Below are 18,839 nucleotides of genomic sequence, written 5' to 3'. Positions count from 1 at the left end.
TCTACCTTCTGACCAACTTCACGATCCACAACAGGATCACCGAACCGAGTAGCGCCGTGAGGAATGTGAAGAACCATCCTCCACTTGCAGTGTCAAAGGCGAAACTCAGGAGGAAGCCACCGAGGAAAGCGCCGATCACACCGACAACGATGTTCAGCAGGATGCCCATATCCTTGTCGGTGCCCATGAACTTGCTGGCGATCCAGCCGGCGAGACCGCCGATGATGATGTAGCCGATGATTCCGACTGATGTGGTGGTGGTCGACCGCTCGGCCAAGACCTCGACTGCTTGATACGTGGTACTCACGATTCTCCCTACTTCGGTGAGAGGCTTCTGGTTGCCCACCGCGGGCGACCATCCCTCCCAAGAGGACTGCCCGCTGACCGAGAATCGTAAACCTCGGGCCGGCGAACAGTGCTTCCAGTCTGGTCTACGCGTTCGTCATCCGTCCCACGACTGGCAGATCCGGTCGGCTCTCCAGCCTGAACACATCCCGCGTCAACACCACCGACACCGGGTTCACGTGCGACTTCAGCGCAGCGCCACCAGGTTTGCCACCGAATTGCGAACGTCGGAATCGATGACCTTGGCAACAAGGTTGCCGATCGGGCCGTTCAACACGCCACCGCTGATCGATGCGCCCAGGTCGAAGACAGAGCCGTCACCGTCAGGAGTCACCTTCAGCTCGATGTCGATGTGAACACCACCACGTCCACGCCCGGAGAGTTCGAGGAGTTGAGGTTTCTCAAACCGCGTAACCGTCCAATGGATCGTGTTCCGGAAACCTTTGACCTTTATCAGGGACGACACCTTCGTTCCCAGCTCGACCTCTTCCGGCACCGGGCTCTTCCATCCCGCAAAGATCGTCATCCACTCGTCGAACCGACTCAGGTCCGAAGCCATCGCCCACGCGGCATCCGGGTTCAGATCGGACCGCACCGAAACATCCACACCAGCCATAAAAGGACCTCTCCATCATCGTTGTCGTCCCGGGCGCCGGGAACCGGTATCAAAACAGCTGTGGCAGAACCAGAACCATCACAATGGTCCACAAAACATGGGTGAAGATCGGCGCCAGGACGCCGGCCGTTGCCCGACGTTCGAGGGCACAGACCAGCCCCAGCAGAATCGCCGCGAAACCCAGCATCGGATTGCCGCTGGCAAGCGTTGCGATCACGTAGATGACCGTCGAGAAGATCACCGGTGCATAACCTTTGAGCGCGGAGTAGACAGCACCCCGGAAGAACATCTCCTCGGCGATGCCGTTGACGATCGCGGTCGCGAGCACCAGCGCGATACCACCGCTGTCGGCATGATCGAGAACGTCGGCGATGTAGTCGCGCAGCGGTGGGATCTCCCTCGTCAGGAGACCACCAACCACAAAGATCGCACCGAGAACGAGACCGGCCGCAGCCCCGATCCCGGCCGCACGCACCGGACCACCACGCGGTGGCGGGTACGCACCGAGCCGTAAGCGGCCCGACAACAGCGCGCCCACGATCCACACCGCGGCGAGCGCAAATGTCATGGGATAGAAAGCTGAGTCGCCCGGTTTGATCGACAGTGAAATACCCAGGAACACGCTGCCGACGATCAGGACGACGGCAACGACGATTCGACGCCACAGCATGGCCCGCCGCGACTCCGGAGGTTCGACGGAATCGTCTTGGACTGTGCCGACCAGGAACTCGAGCTTTTCGGGCAACGCGATCACAACGCGCGCCACAACTTGTCGAGGCCGGTGGTGCCTGCCACTGCCCCCACCACCGTCCGGACCGGTGCGACAACACGGTCGCGCACAGCCCTTTTCACCCGCATCAGATCCCCACCTGCCCAGGAGGGGTCGGTGTCGGCGAGGTGATGGATGTCTGCCAGTTCGTCCACCGGCCGCGGCATCGGGCTTTCGACCGACCGACGCACCGCTTCTCGGATGGTCAACAGCCCTCCTGCCGGATCGGGGACATGGTCGCGAATCGTGTGCTCCGAGGCTTTCATCGGATGATCCAGTGAGCGCACCAGATCCGAGGCGAGGCCACTGGGCACCGGAACCAGAAGACCCCCGAAGAAACCGGCAAGCCGGACATCGACGCCTGGCATCACCACTCCCACCCGCGGCAACCCAGTCGCACGCAGGTATGCGAACAGCAGTGAACTATACGACGAGTTCTCGGCGCCGGCGATGTCGTAATACCCCGGCGGCACCGTTTCAAACGCAGAGGCTGCGAGGTAATGGACGGCGTCGCGTACCGAGATGGGATCCATCGGGTTGTCGACCCACGACGGAAGCGGGATCACGGCAAGCCGATCGGACATGTAGCGCACCATCTCGAACGACGTCGAACCGGCACCGATCACCACCGCGGCCCGCAGCCAGACCAATTCGGGGCCGCCCTCGATGTCGAGCGCGCGACCTACTTCGGCCCGGCTCTCCAGGTGCTCCGAAAGTTCGTCGCCGTGAGGTACGAATCCGCCGAGATAAACGATGCGTCCCACCTGATGATCACGCGCCGCCGCAGCCACATTCTGTGCTGCCGACTCGTCGTCTCTGCGGAAGTTCTTCTGTCCGATCCCGTGCACCAGGTAGTAGACGACGTCGATCGGACCTGCCGCCTTCAGTCCGGCGCGCACCGATTCGGGATCCATTGCGTCCAGTTGTACGGTGCGGACATCGTCGAACCACCCGAACTGCTTCAGCCTGTTCAGATTCCGCGATGCGGCCACCACCTCGTGCCCGGCCGCGAGCAGCGCCGTGACCAGTCGGGCACCGATGTAGCCCGTTGCTCCCAGTACGAGTATTCGCATGTCATGGCCGTCCGTTGGATCTGCGCGGTCTTTCGATGGCGGGGCCCCTGTACTGGAGCGGATGTGCCCTCATGCTTAGCATCCGAACCCACCGAACGCAGAACTCGAAGGATCCGTCAGGTCCCGAACCGGCGCCACCGACGCCACCCGATGCGGTAACGCAGCTCCCAGGCCAACTTCGCCAGCCCCCGATCCATCCGATGGGACCGCCCGTCCAACCGCCGTTGATATGCACGCCATTCACGTGTCTGGCGCACCGGTGGCCACAACTCCGCGGCAACCCGAGTGTATTCGGCAAGCAGACCGTCCGAATCATCTGCTCCGCAGTCGAGTTCGTGGTTGGCACGGCGCACCGCCTCTTTGGCCTGCGCCCGTCTGCTCGTGTCTTCCAGGACCGCGACCTCGGGGATCACGGCCCCTTCTTCTTCGAAAAAAGTCGCAAACGCACGGCGGCGTTCCCGAAGATCGGTGAGATCGCCTTTGAAATCAGTCAGGTGCATGTTCTGGCCGTGCACACGGTAGAACGCCTGATCACTCCCGTTGACCCGGCCGACCGAACCTCGCAGTGCAGCGTGCAACCAGATCTTGAAGTCCGCGGCGTGCGGGTGATCGGGATCAAAGCCCCCGAGTTCATCCATGACCGTACGGCGCATCACCACTTCAGGACTGACGACGAGTCCGTTCCCCCTCCGACAGACCCGTTCGATCCATTCGGGCCCCGACCATACCGTCCAACTGCGCACGGCACTGGTCGCAGGAGGTGGGGCGTCTTCGAAATACTGCGGAAACCCGTACACGAAGGCAATATCCGGGCGGGCTTCGAGTAGTGCGACCGCACGAGTCAACGCGCCGTCCGGCAACAGGTCGTCGGCTGACAACAGCACGACGTACTTTCCGCGTGCGACCCTGAGTCCGTCGTTGTACGTGGCGATGTGTCCCTGGTTGGTCTCATGCACCAGACAACTCACCCGAGAGTCACCGGCCGCCAACGATTGTGCGACAGCCGCACTGTCGTCAGGCGATGCGTCGTCGACGATCAACACATCGACATCGATTCCGGGTTGGTCCAACGCAGATCTCACTGCGTCGGGCAGGTATTTTCCGTATTTGTAACAGGGAATCACCACCGAAACCGTTGGCGAACCGGTCAGCAATCTCGGCTTCAGGCGCTCAGCCATGCACTCGGCTCCCATCCCCCGGTCAGGCCCTTGCCCCGCGGCCGATAGAGCCCTGACTCATCGGTCGGAATACTACAAGACACGTGAAGGCGATGGTTGACGCCGCTTTGCGGGCGCCGCGCAGCGGTCACACAAACACTCCAGGCACCGAACGCGCTGAGCGTTCGGTGCCTGGAGTCGAGGTGGTTGGTGCGGGTAGGTTACGCCGCCGCGAGTGCCTTTGCCTTCAGGTGCTGGAACTCATCTTCGGTGATCGTGCCTGCATCCAGTAGCGCCTTCGCGGACGCGATCTGATCTGCGGGCCCTGCGGTTCCGGCCGCCTGCTTGATGTAGGTCTCTGCCTGCTTCTGTGCCTGGAGCTGGGCATCGCGCGCCCGCTCAGACATTCCGCGACCACGCGCGATGAGGTAGACGAAGAGGGTTATGTACGGCAACAGGACCAGGAAGAGAATCCAAACCGCCTTGACCCAACCGGACGTCTTGTGGTCACGAAACAGATCTATCAAAACGTTGAAAAGAATCATCAAATACGCAATGAAGGCGAAAATCACCAACGTGTACCAGATGAAGTCCCAGAATGAATCCCACATAGCCCGCGTGCTCCTTGCTCGGCAGATCGCCGGCTATCGGCGACCAATGAATCATCGCACGTCAGCGATCGAAATCCAGGTTATAACGCGAGCGGATTTGTGCCCTATTCAAAGCTTGGCTAATCAAATGGCGAACGCTGTGCAACAAATCGGTCAACGCGTGGTGGATATACCACCATCAACGGGAATCACCGCACCGGTGAGATAGGCACCCGCTCGGCTCGTCAGGTAGACGACGGCGCCGACCATGTCGTCAGGACGGCCGATGCGGCCCAGTGGAGTACCCGACTCGATCTCGTCTCGTCGCTCATCCAACATCGCCCGCATCATGCGGGATTCGAAAGGTCCTGGCGCGATGGCGTTTACGGTGATGTTCCGGGAACTCAGATGGCTCGCCAGATGACGGGTGAGCTGGTGGACCGCAGCCTTGGCCGCCGAGTACGAATACGACGGGGTCTGCGGCACCCGGATCCCGTCGATGCTTCCGATCATGACAACCCTCGAAGGGTCCGGCGGCGTGGCGGCCCGATCGAGCGCAGGCAACAAAGCCTGCGTCAAGAGAAAGGGCGCACGGACATTCAGTCCGAGAACCTTGTCGAAGGCGGACGCCGGGAACTCATCCACCGGGGCACCCCAGGTCGCTCCGGCGTTGTTGACCAGGATATCCAGCGAATCGACCTGACCCAGCACATCTTGCGCGAGCTTTGTGCAACCCTCGGGTGTCGACAGATCGGCGCCGATTGCGATCAACCCTGCGTCGGAAGCTTTCTCGAGCGCGTCGGGCTTGCGGCCTGCGATGATCACCCGGACCCCACGCTCGTGGAGACCATGGGCGATCATCGCTCCGATCCCGCTGGTACCTCCGGTGACAAGGGCAGTTTTTCCGCTGACGTCGAACAGATCGGTAGTCATGCTCTGTTGATATCAAGCCTGCCCCCACAAAGTGCGGGAATCAGCCTTGCGCACCAACCCCTTCACGCACCGAGTCGTCGATGGTGGAATTGACCCCACCCACCCGGTAGGTGGCGGCGCGGTGGTGGTCGGGCAACAGATCGCCCTTGCCGAAGAGCTTGTGCCGCAACGTACCCGGCACATACTCGCGGTCATACGCACCGCGGGCCTCGAGAGCCGGGACCACATGGTCGATGACATCGGTGAACGTACCCGGGGTCACGGCATACGCGAGGTTGAAACCGTCGACATCGGTGAATTCTGCCCACTCGAGCAATTGCGCGGCGACACTCTCACCCGACCCGACCAGCACGGGGCCCATACCGCCGATGCCGCCCCAGGCCGCGATGTCCCGCACCGTCCACTCCTTGAGGTCGCCGGAGGCCTGACTGAAAGCGGCCACGGCCGACTGGATCGCATTGCTGTGGACATTGCCGATCGGCTCGTCGAGGTCGTACTCCGACAGGTCGATTCCCATCCAGCCCGACATGAACACCAAGGCGCCCTCGGCGCTGGCGTAGCGCTGATATTCCTCCGCCTTCGCCTGCGCGGCTTCCTCGGTCTCGTCGGTGATGATGGTCAGCAGCGTGTAGATGCGGGCGTCGTAGGCATCGCGTCCGGCGGCGACCAGCTCCTGACGGATACTCGTAACCAGTGTGCGCAGAAGCTCTTTGGTGGGCGCGCCGACAAAGACGGCTTCGGCGTTCTGGGCGGCGAACCGCACTCCGCGCGGTGACGCCCCGGCCTGATAGATCACCGGCGAACCCTGCGGCGACGGCTCCGACAGATGGATGCCCGGCACGCTGAAATGCTCACCGCGATGGCCGATGTGGTGAACTTTCGCCGGATCGGCGAACACACCATGGTCTTTGTCGCGACGCACCGCATCACGCTCCCAAGAGCCCTCCCACAACTTGTAGAGCACTTCGAGGTATTCGTCGGCATGGTCATAGCGGGCGTCGTGCTCGAGCTGATCGACCTCGCCCATGTTCCGGGCCGCCGACGGCAGGTAACCGGTGACCACATTCCAGCCGATCCGGCCGCGGGTCAGGTGGTCGAGGGTCGAGAGCCGACGCGCAAACGGGTACGGGTGCTCGAACCCGGTGCCCGCGGTGATCCCGAAACCGAGATGCTCGGTGGCGTGGGCCATCGCCGAAACCAGGAGCAGCGGATCGGCGACCGGGATCTGAGCGCCCTGACGAATCGCCGCCTCATCGGTGCCGGCGTAGACGTCATAGGTGCCGAGGACATCGGCGATGAAGAGGCCGTCAAAACCACCGGCCTCCAGGACTTTCGCCAGGTCGACCCAGTAATCGAGGGTGTTGTAATCCCACGACCGGTCCTGCGGATGCCGCCACAGGCCGGGCGATTGATGAGCGACGCAATTCATGTCGAACGCGTTGAACCTGATCTTGCGGGACATCAGTAACCGACCTCTCAACTCGTACACGGCCGATGTCGGCCGGCTCGATTTTCTCCCCGTCGGATCGGCGCCGGAAACACTTAGGCCCACGCTGAGCTGAACACCGCGCTAGATTTGACGAGGTGACCTCGCCCGCGCCCGATCCCAATGACCGTCTGACGCCTGCGATTGTGCTGGCAACCACCGAACAATCGCGCAACACCGTCATCGACGAGATCCGCAGCCGCTACGGCCGCGACTACACCGTGAAATACGCCGATAGCGGCGACGCCTGCCTCCATATCGTCAAAAGCCTTGTGGAACAAGATGTCCCAGTGGCATTGATCCTTGTCGAGCTCGAACAGCTCGGTGCATGGCAGGGCTCTGACCTGCTCCAGAAGCTGCGGTTCGTCGTACCCAGCGCGAGGAGGGTCGCCCTCATCCCGGCCATACGGTTCGGGACCTCGTATGACGAGTTACGAGCCGGCGTCGCCGAAGGACGCTACGACACCTACCTCGGTATCCCCCGCGGCCAGCGCGACGAAGAGTTCCACGCGGCCATCGTCGAGTACCTGTCGGACTGGGGCTGGTCGGTCGCCGCACCCGAGGTCGCGTTCCTGCAGATCGTCGCCGACGGTCCGTCGCCCGAACTGGCCGAGATCCGCGACTTCCTCGACCGGATGGGCATGCCCGTCCAGATCCACGACCCCGAGTCCCCCGCCGGTCGGGAGATCCTCCAGTCGGTGACGGGCGACTCCGAACTGCCGATCCTGCATCACCCCGGAAAACCACCACTGTCGCGGCCGACGGTCAGCGACGTCGCCGCCAGCATCTACGGCACCCCCGACAACATCCCCGAAGGCACGGTCGCCGACCTGCTCGTGATCGGCGCCGGTCCCGCGGGCCTGGCCGCGGCCGTCTACGGCGCATCCGAAGGTCTGTCCACCACGGTCATCGAGACCGGTGCAATCGGCGGGCAGGCCGGAACCAGTTCGATGATCCGCAACTATCTCGGCTTCCCGCGCGGGATCTCCGGTATGCGGCTGGCACAACGGGCCAGGATTCAGGCCGGCCGATTCGGGGCGCAGTTCTTCTGCGGTCGCGGCGTCACCGAGGTCGAGATCGATTCGCGGTTCGACCATCACCACGTGATGGTCGACGAGGCGCGGATCTGCGCGCGCACGATCGTCATCGCCACCGGTGTCGCCTATCGCCGATTCGGTGTCCGCGGCTGCGAAGACCTCGTCGGATCGGGTGTCTACTACGGCGCTGCCACCAGCGCGGCCCGCGAGATGACCGGCCGCGACGTCGTGGTGGTCGGCGGCGGCAACTCTGCCGGACAGGCAGCGATGCACCTGTCGCGGTTCGCCCGGTCGGTGACGATCGCGATCCGCCGTGAATCGCTGACAGAAACGATGTCGGACTATCTGATCCGGGAGATCGAGGCCAGTCCCTGCATCACGGTGCGCGGACACACCGAGGTCACCGACGGCGGCGGCGAAGGCCACCTGGAATGGCTGGAGCTGTGCGACAACCAGAACGGCTCATCGCAGCGCATCACCGCGTCGGGCCTGTTCCTGCTCCTCGGAGCGGCACCGACGTGCGACTGGATCCCACCACAGGTCAAGCGCGACGAGCACGGCTTTCTCATGACCGGGCGGTTCATTCCCAAGGAGTACTGGCGGGGTGGCCTGCCACCGGCGTTCCTGGAGACCACGGTGCCGGGGATCTTCGCCGTCGGCGACGTCCGGAGCGGATCGATGAAGCGCGTGGCGGCAGCGAGCGGCGAAGGGGCCTCCGCGGTTCCGCTGGTCCACGACCGACTACAGCAACTCCGACTGGAGAACCTGCCACCGGCGCACTAGATCAGCCCAACTTGTACACGCGCCGGGCGTTGTCGCGAAATACCTTCCGGAGCAGATTGCCGCCGTAGGGTTCCAGGACCTCCAGCTGGCTCCCGACGATCATCTGCAGCGTCGCGTTCGGTTTGTCGCCCGGGTAGTTGGACCCGAACATCAACCGGTCCGGCCCGAACGCCGTCACCGCGTGTTCGATCAGCGGGCCGGTCATGTTGGTCAGCGTCTGCTGGGTGCCGATGTTCCCGGAACGCTGATGGCCGTAGCCCAGCAACGGGAACGCGATACCCGACAGCTTCGCAACCACATTGCGGCAACTCGCCAAAGCCGAGATGTCCTCGCGCCAGGCCCGCAACAGCTCGTGCCGCTGCGCGGCGGTACTGCCGGTTGTCTGCCCCATCGGACCGAACAGCCCGACCGGGGTCCCGAGATGGTTGAGGACGATGGTGGTGTCCGGGAACTCGCGCGCCAAGGCCCGCACGTCTCGGAGCTGATGCGAATACACCCAAGCCTCGAATACCAGTTTGTGCTCTGCAACCGCGGCGAATCCGGCCAGGAATTCCGGGTCCATCAACACGCCCTCGGCTTCGACCCAGCTGCGAACCTTGGGGTCGGGGTGCCAGGCCGACACACAACGAATACCGCGAACCTTGTCGCTGATATCGAGATGCCGATCGATGAGCTGCCCGAACGTCGAATGGCGCGGATCGCCTCTGGCGACGATCGCAGCGAGTTCGGGGGCGCCGTCTATTCCGAACGGAAGGTTTGCCACCCAACGTGTTTCATCGGTTGAACCGAAGGGTTCATCGAAGACCCAATCGGTCTGCATGTACACCACTGATTCGACCGGGACACCCGCCGTCGGTTCCGCACCTCGGAAGTCGGAGTAATAGTGCTTCGGAAGGTACGGCCGCGCCACGATCCGGGGATCGAGGACGAGTTCACGATCGCCCTGCGCCACCGCATACCGGAAGATGGCCTTGCCGAGCACCGGGGCGGCCCGAGAGAGCCGGGCTCGCCGCGTGGACTCCCACGGAGAATGCAACGGATCCCAATGATGGACGTGTGTGTCGATGATGCTGGGAACAACCCGCCCCAGTAGGCCCGAATCACCGGCGGCCGCTACCCGCGCCTGAACCCCGGACCATTCGGTAGGACCGGCGAGCGCCCTGTCGCGCACATAATTACTGGCGCGCTCCTTTGCCATAAGAAGACTGTACCCAGCTGACTGCCATCACTTGATCGTAAGTGGGAGCAAAACACAATAAACTGTGGCCAGGGTGGCGAGGCCGACCAGATTCGCTCGATGAACTGCGCGGTGCGCAACCGTCGAGCATGCCTCTCACCTGGCAATTGTAGGCAAATCAAACGGAGAGGCCGGGGCTGAGCGTGGGTACCCATACGCGGCACGTGCTGTTGCAGGTGCGCGATGTGCTGGCTCGGGATCCGGAAAAATTCACCGCCAACTTCTACAACCGACTATTCGCAACAAATCCAGCGCTCCGTGAACTCTTTCCGGCGAATATGGCACGGCAGCGAGAAACCCTGTTCCGGGTCATCGATTATGTCTTTGAAGCGGTCCCCGACCGGGAGAATCACGCACTGCTGCTGGAGTTTCTCGGCCAGCTCGGTCGCGATCACCGGAAATACGGTGTCACAGAAGAGAACTACAACGAGTTCTTCGTCGCGCTGATGCGCGAGATCGCATCGGTCATGGGTGAGGCCTGGGACGAGGAAGCAACAAACGTCGTCTCTCAGGCGTTGATGCTGACGACAGGCGTCATGCGTGGCGCCGCGCATTCTGCAAAGGGTCCGGCGACCTGGCCTGCCACCGTTGCCGAAAAATATCGACTGTCAAGAGATCTCGCAGTGGTCCGGCTACGCACCGGCGAGCCGCTTCGATATGCGGCCGGGCAGTACCTCGAAGTACAGATCCCCCAGTGGCCGCGGATCTGGCGGCACCTGTCACCGTCGATCCCTCCGAATCCCGACGGCGAACTCGAGTTCCATGTCCGCGCGATCCCCGGCGGAACCGTCAGCAACTCGGTCGTCACCGAAACCCAGGTCGGTGACGTCTGGAATCTGGCACAGAGTCACGGCACCCTCCATGTCGACCCCACCGGTAACGACGTGCTGATGGTCGCGGGCGGAACAGGGCTGGCACCGTTGCGCGCGATCATCATCGATCTGTCCCGTCTCGTCGCCCCGCCTGCGGTGCACCTGTTCTACGGTTCGCGGTACCCCGCCGACCTATATGACTTGTCGCGGCTGTGGCAGATCGCCGCCATGAACCCATGGCTCAAGGTCACCACGGTGGTCGAGGACACCGACGACCCCTGGTGGAGCACGTCGAGCGAACATTCCGGGCGGATCACGTTCGAACGCATCCAGGGACAGCTGTCGGATGCTGTCCTCGCGTACGGCAAAGACTGGACCTCACACCAAGTCCTGATGGCCGGATCCCCCGAGATGCTCGTCAACACCCGTCGACGATTCCTGATCGCCGGAATCCCGGCCAGCCGCATCCAGCACGACCCGTACTGAACGACCGCAGGCCGACCTGGGCTGAGCCAGACCGATCCGCTACTGCGGGACCAGCGGTGGTAGTAGTTGCGGGAGTTGCGGGAGCGGCGGTAGCAGGGCCCCATCTTCTCCCGGCACGCTTGTCGACGGTGTCGTTTCGCTCGGCGACGAGGGCGACTCGCTGGGCGGCGGTGTCGTCTCGCTCGGCGGCGGGGGCGACGGCGACGGCGACGGCGGGGTCTGCGTGATCGTCGTCGGTGGTGGGACCACGGTGACAGTGGTCGGTTCCTCGATCACCGGTGGAGCCTGCGTTGTGGTCTCGGGCACGGGTGTGGGCGAGGTAGTCGTCGTCGCAGGTGTGGATTTCTTCGTGGTGGTCGTGGTCGTACTCGTTGTCGTGGTCGTCGACTCGGCAGAGGTCGAATGGTCTTCGACGGCGGTGGTGGGTTCTCCGGAATTGCCGGTCATCACCACTGCGGTGATCACACCGATCGCCACCAACAGAGCGGCCGCAGCCGCGGCCGACAACAGCACCCAACGGTTGTTGTCGCTCCCGCCGGTCGCGGCAGCTGCGACCATCGCGGCGCCGTAGGCAGTTGCGTACTGCCCGTCATCGGTGACCTGCACCGGCAGTTGCAGTGCGTATTCAAGGGATGGCGCGACACCGGGAATCGCTGCACCGGGACCGAGTACCACAATGCCCTGCAACGCACCGGATGCGTAGGGGATGACCCCCACCGCATCGCCGACGAGCTGTGCTCCATCGGGTTCGGTGACCGGTGGACGCGCCCCGATACCGGAGATCTCGCTGGCCCCGACCACCACGCGGGTGTTGGTGTCGACAAGCGCAACGGACTGTCCGGGGAACAGTGCACCGGAGCGGTCGAGGTCGGCGACGAGCACCAGACCGCGAGCGCCGAATATCACTGCCGCGATCTCCGCGTAGGCCACCGGAGACCCCACCACCGTCGTCCGGGCAAACCAGTCCGCTGTCGATGATGCGGTATTCGATGATGCAGCCCCGGCAGCGCTTTGCGGCGGCATCAGATGTGCGGGAAGCCGACCGGAGTCGATGATGTCACCGATGGCAAGGGTGGTCGCGCTGTCGGCACAGGCAATCGTGATCGCCCCCGGCATGATCGGCGCGGATTGCACAAGCTGGTAGATCGCGTCGAAGACGTCGTCGGGGGCCGAACGCTGCAGCTCCAGGAAGTTGCGGGCCAGCACCTCGCCGGTGCTCGCGTCGGCCACGACCGACGCGATCTCCAGGTCGGTGACAGATATCCCGACTACCTGGCTCATGGCTTATATATCGCCTTACTGATTGCTCGTGTTACCTGTGGACGCGAAGCCCGGTGGAACTGATCCACACTCCGGCGGGTTATCGATTGCCGCGTTCTCGTCGCGGTTTCCACACTACGAGAGCGTTGGTGCGAGGGACAGGGACGAGGTCACCTCTGCGCGGCGAACGTTGCGCGAGCTCGGCTTCGAGTTCGCGCACGCGGCTCTGGAGCGCGTCCACCTGATTGGTCAGTTCGATGACCCGTTTGATCCCGGCGAGGTTCACACCGTCGTCCTGCGACAGGCGCTGCACCTCACGCAAGAGTTCGACGTCGCGGCTGGAATAGCGGCGACCGCCGCCTGCCGCCCGCTCCGGGGTGACCAGTCCGAGACGGTCATAGGTCCGCAGCGTCTGGGCGTGCATCCCGGCGAGCTCGGCCGCCACCGAGATCACGAACATCCGTGCCGATTCCGTCGCTTCCCGGTCTCGGGCTTCCCGGTCTCGGGTTTCTCTGTCTCGATCCTCCGGCGGCGGCTCGGTCATGACTTACCCCAGTTTGCACGCGGGTCGAACCCGCTGGCTTTCTCTGCGGCGGCGTACTTGTTCAACGCCTCGATCGCGGCGTCGTCCAACGTCGGCGGGACGGCTACCTTGACGGTCACCAACAGGTCACCGGCACCACCGGTCCGCTTGGCCACACCGCGTCCGCGAACCCGGAGGGTCCGTCCGTCCACGGTGTTCGGCGGGATCTTCAACCCGACACTGCCCTCGAGCGTCGGCACCGACACCGTGGCGCCGAGTACCAACTCCGAGAAGCTGACCGGCAACGTCACCTTGATGTCGTCGCCGCTACGGGTGAAGGTGCGGTCGGGTGCCACGTTGACGGTGACATAGAGGTCACCGGACGGGGCGCCACGGAGACCGGCTTCGCCCTGGCCTGCCAGTCGAATGCGGCCACCGTTCGAAACACCCGGCGGGATCCGCACGGTGATCGGACGGGTCCGGATGGTTGCGCCGTTGCCTTCGCAATCGGGGCACGGATCGTCGATCCGCGAACCGGTGCCACGGCAATCGGTGCAGGGCTCGCTGAATCCGAATGCGCCCTGGTTACGACTGACCACACCGGCGCCGTTACAGGTCGGGCAGACCCGCGGGCTGGTGCCCGGCTTGGCACCGCTGCCATGACAGCTGGTGCACGGTGCAGAGCTGGTGATCGTGAGGGTGGTCGAGGTACCCAACGCAGCTTCTTTGAAGCTGAGCGTGGTCTCGGTTTCCAGATCGTTGCCGCGTCGACTCCGGGTCTGTGTCCCCCGCGATCCGCCACCACTGCCGCGGTTGAACAACCCGCCGAACAGGTCGCCGAGGTTCGCGTCGGATCCTCCGCCCGATCCGTCACCGAACAGGTCGTTGATGTTGAATTCCTGGCCACCGGACTGTCCGCCGTAGCCACTGGGGTATCCCCCGCCGCCGGCTCGGGTGCCACGTCCACGTGCTCCGGCGAACATGCGCCGGGTCTCGTCATAGTCTTTGCGTTTTGCCGGATCGGACAAGACACTGTGCGCCTCGGAGACGAGCTTGAATCGCTCCTCTGCCGCGGCGTCGTTCGGGTTGGCGTCGGGATGCAATTCCCGTGCCAGCTTCCGATAGGCCTTCTTGATCTCGTCGGCGGACGCGCCGGGCGCGACGCCCAGCGCTTTGTAGAAGTCCTGTTCCAGCCACTCACGTTGTGGGGCCACCAGGCGTCACCTCCTTCTGTAGATCTTCGCTGTTTTCGTTTGCGTTGTATTCATTGTGTGCCGAAGATGCCGGCCCAGGCACTCGAAGTGCCTGGGCCGGTCAGCTCCTAATCCTGTGGCGGCGTCGTGTCTGCGGGCGCCGGCCCGTCGACAACAACAACCATCGCCGTGCGCAGGACGCGATCACCGAGGCGGAAGCCCTGGCGATACACGGTCCCGATCACCGGGCGAGCGCCCTCGCCCTCGTTTTGCACGGCCTCGTGCAATGCGGGGTCGAACTCGTCGCCCTCGGCTCCGAAGGCCGCGAGGCCGGCGGAACTGAGCGTTTCGGTGATCTTATCGGCCACTGCACGCAGAGGTCCGGCTTCGAGATCACCATGTGCCCGCGCCCGGTCCAGGTCGTCCAGCACCGGCAACAGCGACCTGATCAGGTCACCCTTGCCGTACTGCTGAGCCGAGACCTTCTCCCGTTCGGCACGCTTGCGGTAGTTGGCGTACTCCGCATGAACGCGCTGCAAGTCGGCCAGCAATTCAGCCTCCTTGTCCGAGCCCGCCGCGTCAGCAGCGACCTCATCGATTGCGGCATCCACTGTGTCCACCGAATCCGGTTGCGCCCCTTCTGTCTCCGGAGCGTCCGTGTTCTCGCCGGGGCGCACCTCACCCGTTTCGGGGTCGATACGCCGCTTGTCGGTCACGGTCACCGGTTCGGATTCGGGACGGGTCACTTGTTGTCTCCGGCGTTTTCAGAGCCGTCGACACCCTCGTCGACAACCTCTGCGTCGACGACGTCATCGGCGCCGCCTGGCGTCGGTGCACCCTCTTCGGCAGCGGCGTTGGCGTAGATGGCCTGACCGAGCTCCTGCGACTCGGTGGTCAGCTTCTCGACGGCCGACTTGATGGCGCCGAGGTCGCTGCCCTTGAGCGCTTCGCGAACACCTTCGATCGAGCCCTCGACCTTGGTCTTGAGATCGGCGGGAACCTTGTCGTCGGAGTCCTTGAGGAACTTCTCGGTCTGGTTCACCAGCGACTCGGCCTGGTTGCGGGTCTCGGCCTCTTCACGACGCTGACGATCCTCGTCTGCGTGAGCTTCGGCATCCTTGATCATGCGGTCGATCTCGTCCTTGCTCAGGCCCGAGCCGTCCTGGATACGGATGGTGTTCTCTTTGCCGGTGCCCTTGTCCTTCGCGGTGACGTGCACGATGCCGTTGGCGTCGATGTCGAAGGTCACCTCGATCTGCGGGACACCCTGCGGGGCAGGAGCGATACCGGCGAGCTCGAACGATCCGAGGAGCTTGTTGTGCGCAGCGATCTCGCGCTCACCCTGATAGACCTGGATCTGCACCGAAGGCTGGTTGTCTTCGGCCGTTGTGTAGGTCTCCGACCGCTTGGTCGGGATGGTGGTGTTGCGCTCGATGAGCTTGTGCATGACGCCACCTTTGGTCTCGATGCCGAGGCTCAGCGGGGTCACGTCGAGCAGCAGCACGTCCTTGACCTCACCGCGCAGCACACCGGCCTGCAGTGCGGCACCGACGGCCACGACCTCATCGGGGTTCACGCCCTTGTTGGGCTCGCGTCCACCGGTGAGCTCCTTGACCAGTTCGGTCACGGCCGGCATACGGGTCGAACCACCAACGAGCACAACGTGATCGATGTCGGCAACCGAAACGCCGGCGTCCTTGATCACGGCCTGGAACGGCGCACGGGTGCGCTCGAGCAGATCGCCGGTGATCTTCTGGAACTCGCTACGGGTGAGCTGTTCGTCGAGGAAGAGCGGGTTCTTGTCCGCGTCGACGGTGATGTAGGGCAGGTTGATCGAGGTGCTCTGTCCCGAGGACAGTTCGATCTTCGCCTTCTCGGCAGCCTCACGCAGACGCTGCAGGGCCATCTTGTCCTTGGTCAGGTCAATGCCGTTCTGGGCCTTGAACTTGTCGACCAGCCAGTCGACGACACGCTGATCCCAGTCGTCGCCACCGAGGTGGTTGTCGCCGGAGGTCGCACGGACCTCGACAACGCCGTCGCCGATCTCCAGGAGGGACACGTCGAAGGTGCCGCCACCGAGGTCGAACACGAGGATGGTCTGTTCTTTTTCACCCTTGTCGAGGCCGTACGCCAACGCAGCCGCGGTGGGCTCGTTGACGATACGCAGGACGTTGAGGCCGGCGATCTGGCCGGCTTCTTTGGTCGCCTGACGCTGGGCGTCGTTGAAGTACGCGGGCACGGTGATCACGGCGTCGACAACTTCGTCGCCGAGGTAGGCCTCTGCGTCTCGCTTGAGCTTCATCAGCGTGCGGGCGCTGATCTCCTGCGGGGTGTACTTCTTGTCGTCGATCGCAGTGGTCCAGTCTTCGCCCATGTGGCGCTTGACGGAACGAATGGTGCGGTCGACGTTGGTCACAGCCTGGTTCTTGGCCGGCTGTCCGACCAGGACCTCGCCGTTACGCGCGAATGCGACCACCGACGGGGTGGTGCGGGCGCCTTCGGCGTTGGCGACGACGGTGGCTTCTCCACCTTCGAGCACTGACACCACCGAGTTGGTGGTGCCCAGGTCGATTCCTACAGCACGAGCCATTTCTTGCCTCCTATAAGCAGTGCATCCGCAGCAGCGCGGCGCACGGACGTTCACGTTTGTGGTTGTAACTGAAACCTCAGCGCGATCGACTCAACTTCTACCGAGTCTCGACGTCTCAGTCAAGTCCGGTTGAGTCGGAGACGCTCAAGTCTCACGTGGTTTGTAACCGCAGGCATCGCGAATGTGTTCCCAACCTCGCAAAAAAGTTGAGCTTTGTCGACTCAAGTGTGACGCTCCCTCGGATGATCACGCCCGATCACCGAGTGCTTCCGATCACCCGAATCGGATACGGGTGAGGTCTGTCACGAATAGCGCGCCGGGGTTTGCGGATGCCACATGGTTGCCCTACGCTAACTAAATCGTGTGACTTAAATCTGCACAAACTGTTCGTAAGCCTATGGAGAGCCTTTGATGTCCACACCCACCAATTCGCCGTCATTGGCGAAGACCCCACCAACCGGGCCGATCGTGGCAGTGCTGGCATTCGCCGGCATCGTGGCCTCTCTGATGCAGACGCTGGTCATCCCGATCATCCCGCATCTGCCCGAATACCTGAACGCACCGGCGTCCGACACCGCGTGGGCCGTCACGGCCACCCTGCTGGCCGCTGCCGTGGCAGTTCCGACAATGGGCCGCCTCGGTGACATGTTCGGCAAGCGGCGCATGATGCTGATCAGCATCGCGCTGCTCGTCGTCGGTTCCGTCGTCGCCGCACTCTCTTCGAGCGTCATCCCGATGATCGTCGGCCGTGGCCTGCAGGGCCTGGCCGCGGGCCTCATCCCGCTGGGTATCAGCGTGATGCGCGACATCCTGCCGCCTGCGAAGCTTGCCGGCGCAGTTGCCATGATGGGCGCTTCGCTGGGTGTTGGTGGCGCACTGGGACTTCCGATCGCCGCGATCATCGCCGAGTACGCCGACTGGCATATGCTCTTCTGGGTCTCCGCAGTTCTTGGCCTGGTCGCAGCCGCACTGGTCGTCCGCATGGTCCCCGAATCTCCGGTACGCACCGGCGGCAAGTTCGACTTCGCCGGTGCGATAACCCTCGCCATTGCCTTGATTGCGCTGCTGCTGCCCATCTCGAAGGGTTCCGACTGGGGCTGGAGCAACAGCAAGACGATTACCCTGCTTGTCATTTCGCTCATCGCATTCCTCGTCTGGGGTTGGTGGGAACTCCGCACCGCCAAACCGCTTGTCGACCTTCGGGTGTCCGCTCGCCGGCAGGTCCTACTCACCAACGCCGCGTCTATCGTTTTCGGGTTCGCCATGTTCGCCCAGACGATGGTCTTCCCTCAGATCGTTCAGCTACCCGAGGCCACCGGCTTCGGACTCGGTGGATCGATGCTCGTCTCGGGTCTGGTGATGGCACCGTCCGGCATCATCATGATGCTGATCTCGCCGATCGGATCGAAGATCACCAACGCCGTCGGCCCCAAGATCACGCTGATGATCGGTGCCGTGATCGTGGCACTCGGATACGGCATGGGTGTTGTTGCGATGCACTCGATCTGGCAGCTCATCGTGATCGCCCTGATCATCGGCGCCGGAACCGGTATGGCCTACGGCGCGATGCCCGCTCTCATCATGGCAGCGGTTCCGCCCACCGAGACCGGTGCGGCGAACAGCTTCAACACCCTGATGCGTTCACTCGGCACCTCGTTCGCCAGCGCCATCGCCGGCGTCATCATCGCCAACATGACGATGACACTCGGCTCCGCGTCCTTGCCCTCCGAGGACGGATTCCGGATCGTCATGGCACTGGCTGCCGGCTCGGCGATCGCAGCGTTGATCATCACCGCGTTCCTGCCCAAGTTCCGGGCACCGAGCGCCGCAGAGGTTTCCGATGCCGCGGCCGATCACGAGGCTGCACTCACATCGTCCAAGTGAGCATCACCGGATAGCAATCCGATCCCCCGAAGGCGCTGCAGCTGCAGCGCCTTCGGGCGTCATCG

Annotated in this window: 17 protein-coding genes; 3 read left to right on the top strand and 14 right to left on the bottom strand. The window is 63.5% G+C overall.

Annotation, left to right across the window (positions count from 1 at the left end; all coding sequences use genetic code 11):
- Position 1 precedes the first annotated feature (1 nt).
- The 8 genes from AC1TPF_RS06065 to AC1TPF_RS06030 form a co-directional block, all read right to left on the bottom strand.
- Positions 2-307, bottom strand: coding sequence for a GlsB/YeaQ/YmgE family stress response membrane protein (locus AC1TPF_RS06065; protein WP_482136021.1), 306 nt, complete (start codon positions 305-307; stop codon positions 2-4).
- Between the two features lie 225 nt (positions 308-532).
- The gene (locus tag AC1TPF_RS06060; RefSeq protein WP_482143093.1) at positions 533-961 is read right to left on the bottom strand and encodes a type II toxin-antitoxin system Rv0910 family toxin; all 429 of its coding nucleotides are present in this window, start codon (positions 959-961) and stop codon (positions 533-535) included.
- 49 nt (positions 962-1,010) lie between these two features.
- The gene (locus AC1TPF_RS06055) at positions 1,011-1,727 is read right to left on the bottom strand and encodes a CPBP family intramembrane glutamic endopeptidase (RefSeq protein ID WP_482136023.1); all 717 of its coding nucleotides are present in this window, start codon (positions 1,725-1,727) and stop codon (positions 1,011-1,013) included.
- Complete coding sequence (locus AC1TPF_RS06050) at positions 1,712-2,803, bottom strand: NAD(P)H-binding protein (protein WP_482143091.1); 1,092 nt, start codon at positions 2,801-2,803, stop codon at positions 1,712-1,714. Before AC1TPF_RS06050 ends, AC1TPF_RS06055 begins: the two co-directional genes overlap by 16 nt.
- Positions 2,804-2,919: 116 nt before the next feature.
- Entirely contained in the window at positions 2,920-3,981 is a 1,062-nt protein-coding gene (locus AC1TPF_RS06045) for a glycosyltransferase family 2 protein (RefSeq protein ID WP_482143089.1), read from the bottom strand.
- A gap of 200 nt (positions 3,982-4,181) precedes the next feature.
- A complete protein-coding gene (locus AC1TPF_RS06040; protein ID WP_482136025.1) occupies positions 4,182-4,571 on the bottom strand; it encodes an SHOCT domain-containing protein in 390 nt (129 codons plus the stop codon).
- Positions 4,572-4,724: 153 nt separating this feature from the next.
- A complete protein-coding gene (locus AC1TPF_RS06035) occupies positions 4,725-5,483 on the bottom strand; it encodes an SDR family oxidoreductase (RefSeq protein ID WP_482136026.1) in 759 nt (252 codons plus the stop codon).
- A 40-nt stretch (positions 5,484-5,523) separates the two neighbouring features.
- Positions 5,524-6,945: an LLM class flavin-dependent oxidoreductase gene (locus tag AC1TPF_RS06030; protein ID WP_482136027.1), complete on the bottom strand. Its 1,422-nt coding sequence runs from the start codon at positions 6,943-6,945 to the stop codon at positions 5,524-5,526.
- 122 nt (positions 6,946-7,067) lie between these two features.
- On the opposite strand from AC1TPF_RS06030, the gene AC1TPF_RS06025 reads away from it, so the two are divergent.
- Positions 7,068-8,789, top strand: coding sequence for an NAD(P)/FAD-dependent oxidoreductase (locus AC1TPF_RS06025; RefSeq protein WP_482143087.1), 1,722 nt, complete (start codon positions 7,068-7,070; stop codon positions 8,787-8,789).
- Between the two features lies 1 nt (position 8,790).
- Here the strand turns inward: AC1TPF_RS06025 and AC1TPF_RS06020 are convergent, their stop codons facing one another.
- Positions 8,791-9,987: an amidohydrolase family protein gene (locus AC1TPF_RS06020; RefSeq protein ID WP_482136029.1), complete on the bottom strand. Its 1,197-nt coding sequence runs from the start codon at positions 9,985-9,987 to the stop codon at positions 8,791-8,793.
- Positions 9,988-10,169: 182 nt separating this feature from the next.
- On the opposite strand from AC1TPF_RS06020, the gene AC1TPF_RS06015 reads away from it, so the two are divergent.
- Complete coding sequence (locus AC1TPF_RS06015) at positions 10,170-11,324, top strand: FAD-binding oxidoreductase (RefSeq protein ID WP_482136030.1); 1,155 nt, start codon at positions 10,170-10,172, stop codon at positions 11,322-11,324.
- Positions 11,325-11,363: 39 nt separating this feature from the next.
- Here AC1TPF_RS06015 and AC1TPF_RS06010 read toward each other — a convergent pair whose 3' ends face one another.
- The 5 genes from AC1TPF_RS06010 to dnaK form a co-directional block, all read right to left on the bottom strand.
- A complete protein-coding gene (locus AC1TPF_RS06010; RefSeq protein WP_482143085.1) occupies positions 11,364-12,605 on the bottom strand; it encodes a DUF7159 family protein in 1,242 nt (413 codons plus the stop codon).
- A 79-nt stretch (positions 12,606-12,684) separates the two neighbouring features.
- Positions 12,685-13,044, bottom strand: a complete 360-nt coding sequence (locus AC1TPF_RS06005) for a heat shock protein transcriptional repressor HspR (RefSeq protein WP_482137271.1) — start codon at positions 13,042-13,044, stop codon at positions 12,685-12,687.
- Positions 13,045-13,124: 80 nt separating this feature from the next.
- A complete protein-coding gene (gene dnaJ, locus AC1TPF_RS06000; RefSeq protein WP_482136032.1) occupies positions 13,125-14,321 on the bottom strand; it encodes a molecular chaperone DnaJ in 1,197 nt (398 codons plus the stop codon).
- Positions 14,322-14,428: 107 nt separating this feature from the next.
- The gene (grpE, locus tag AC1TPF_RS05995; protein WP_482136033.1) at positions 14,429-15,046 is read right to left on the bottom strand and encodes a nucleotide exchange factor GrpE; all 618 of its coding nucleotides are present in this window, start codon (positions 15,044-15,046) and stop codon (positions 14,429-14,431) included.
- Positions 15,043-16,890 (bottom strand): molecular chaperone DnaK, encoded by a 1,848-nt coding sequence (gene dnaK / locus AC1TPF_RS05990; protein ID WP_482136034.1) that lies wholly within the window; start codon positions 16,888-16,890, stop codon positions 15,043-15,045. The genes grpE and dnaK overlap by 4 nt, the downstream gene beginning before the upstream one ends.
- A gap of 411 nt (positions 16,891-17,301) precedes the next feature.
- On the opposite strand from dnaK, the gene AC1TPF_RS05985 reads away from it, so the two are divergent.
- Positions 17,302-18,774 carry an MFS transporter gene (locus AC1TPF_RS05985; protein ID WP_482136035.1) on the top strand — a complete coding sequence of 491 codons (1,473 nt, stop codon included), beginning with the start codon at positions 17,302-17,304 and terminating at the stop codon, positions 18,772-18,774.
- The last annotated feature ends 65 nt before the right edge of the window (positions 18,775-18,839 follow it).

Source organism: Williamsia sp. Y853, from assembly GCF_056786495.1.
This window is presented reverse-complemented; position numbering and strand designations above follow the sequence as displayed.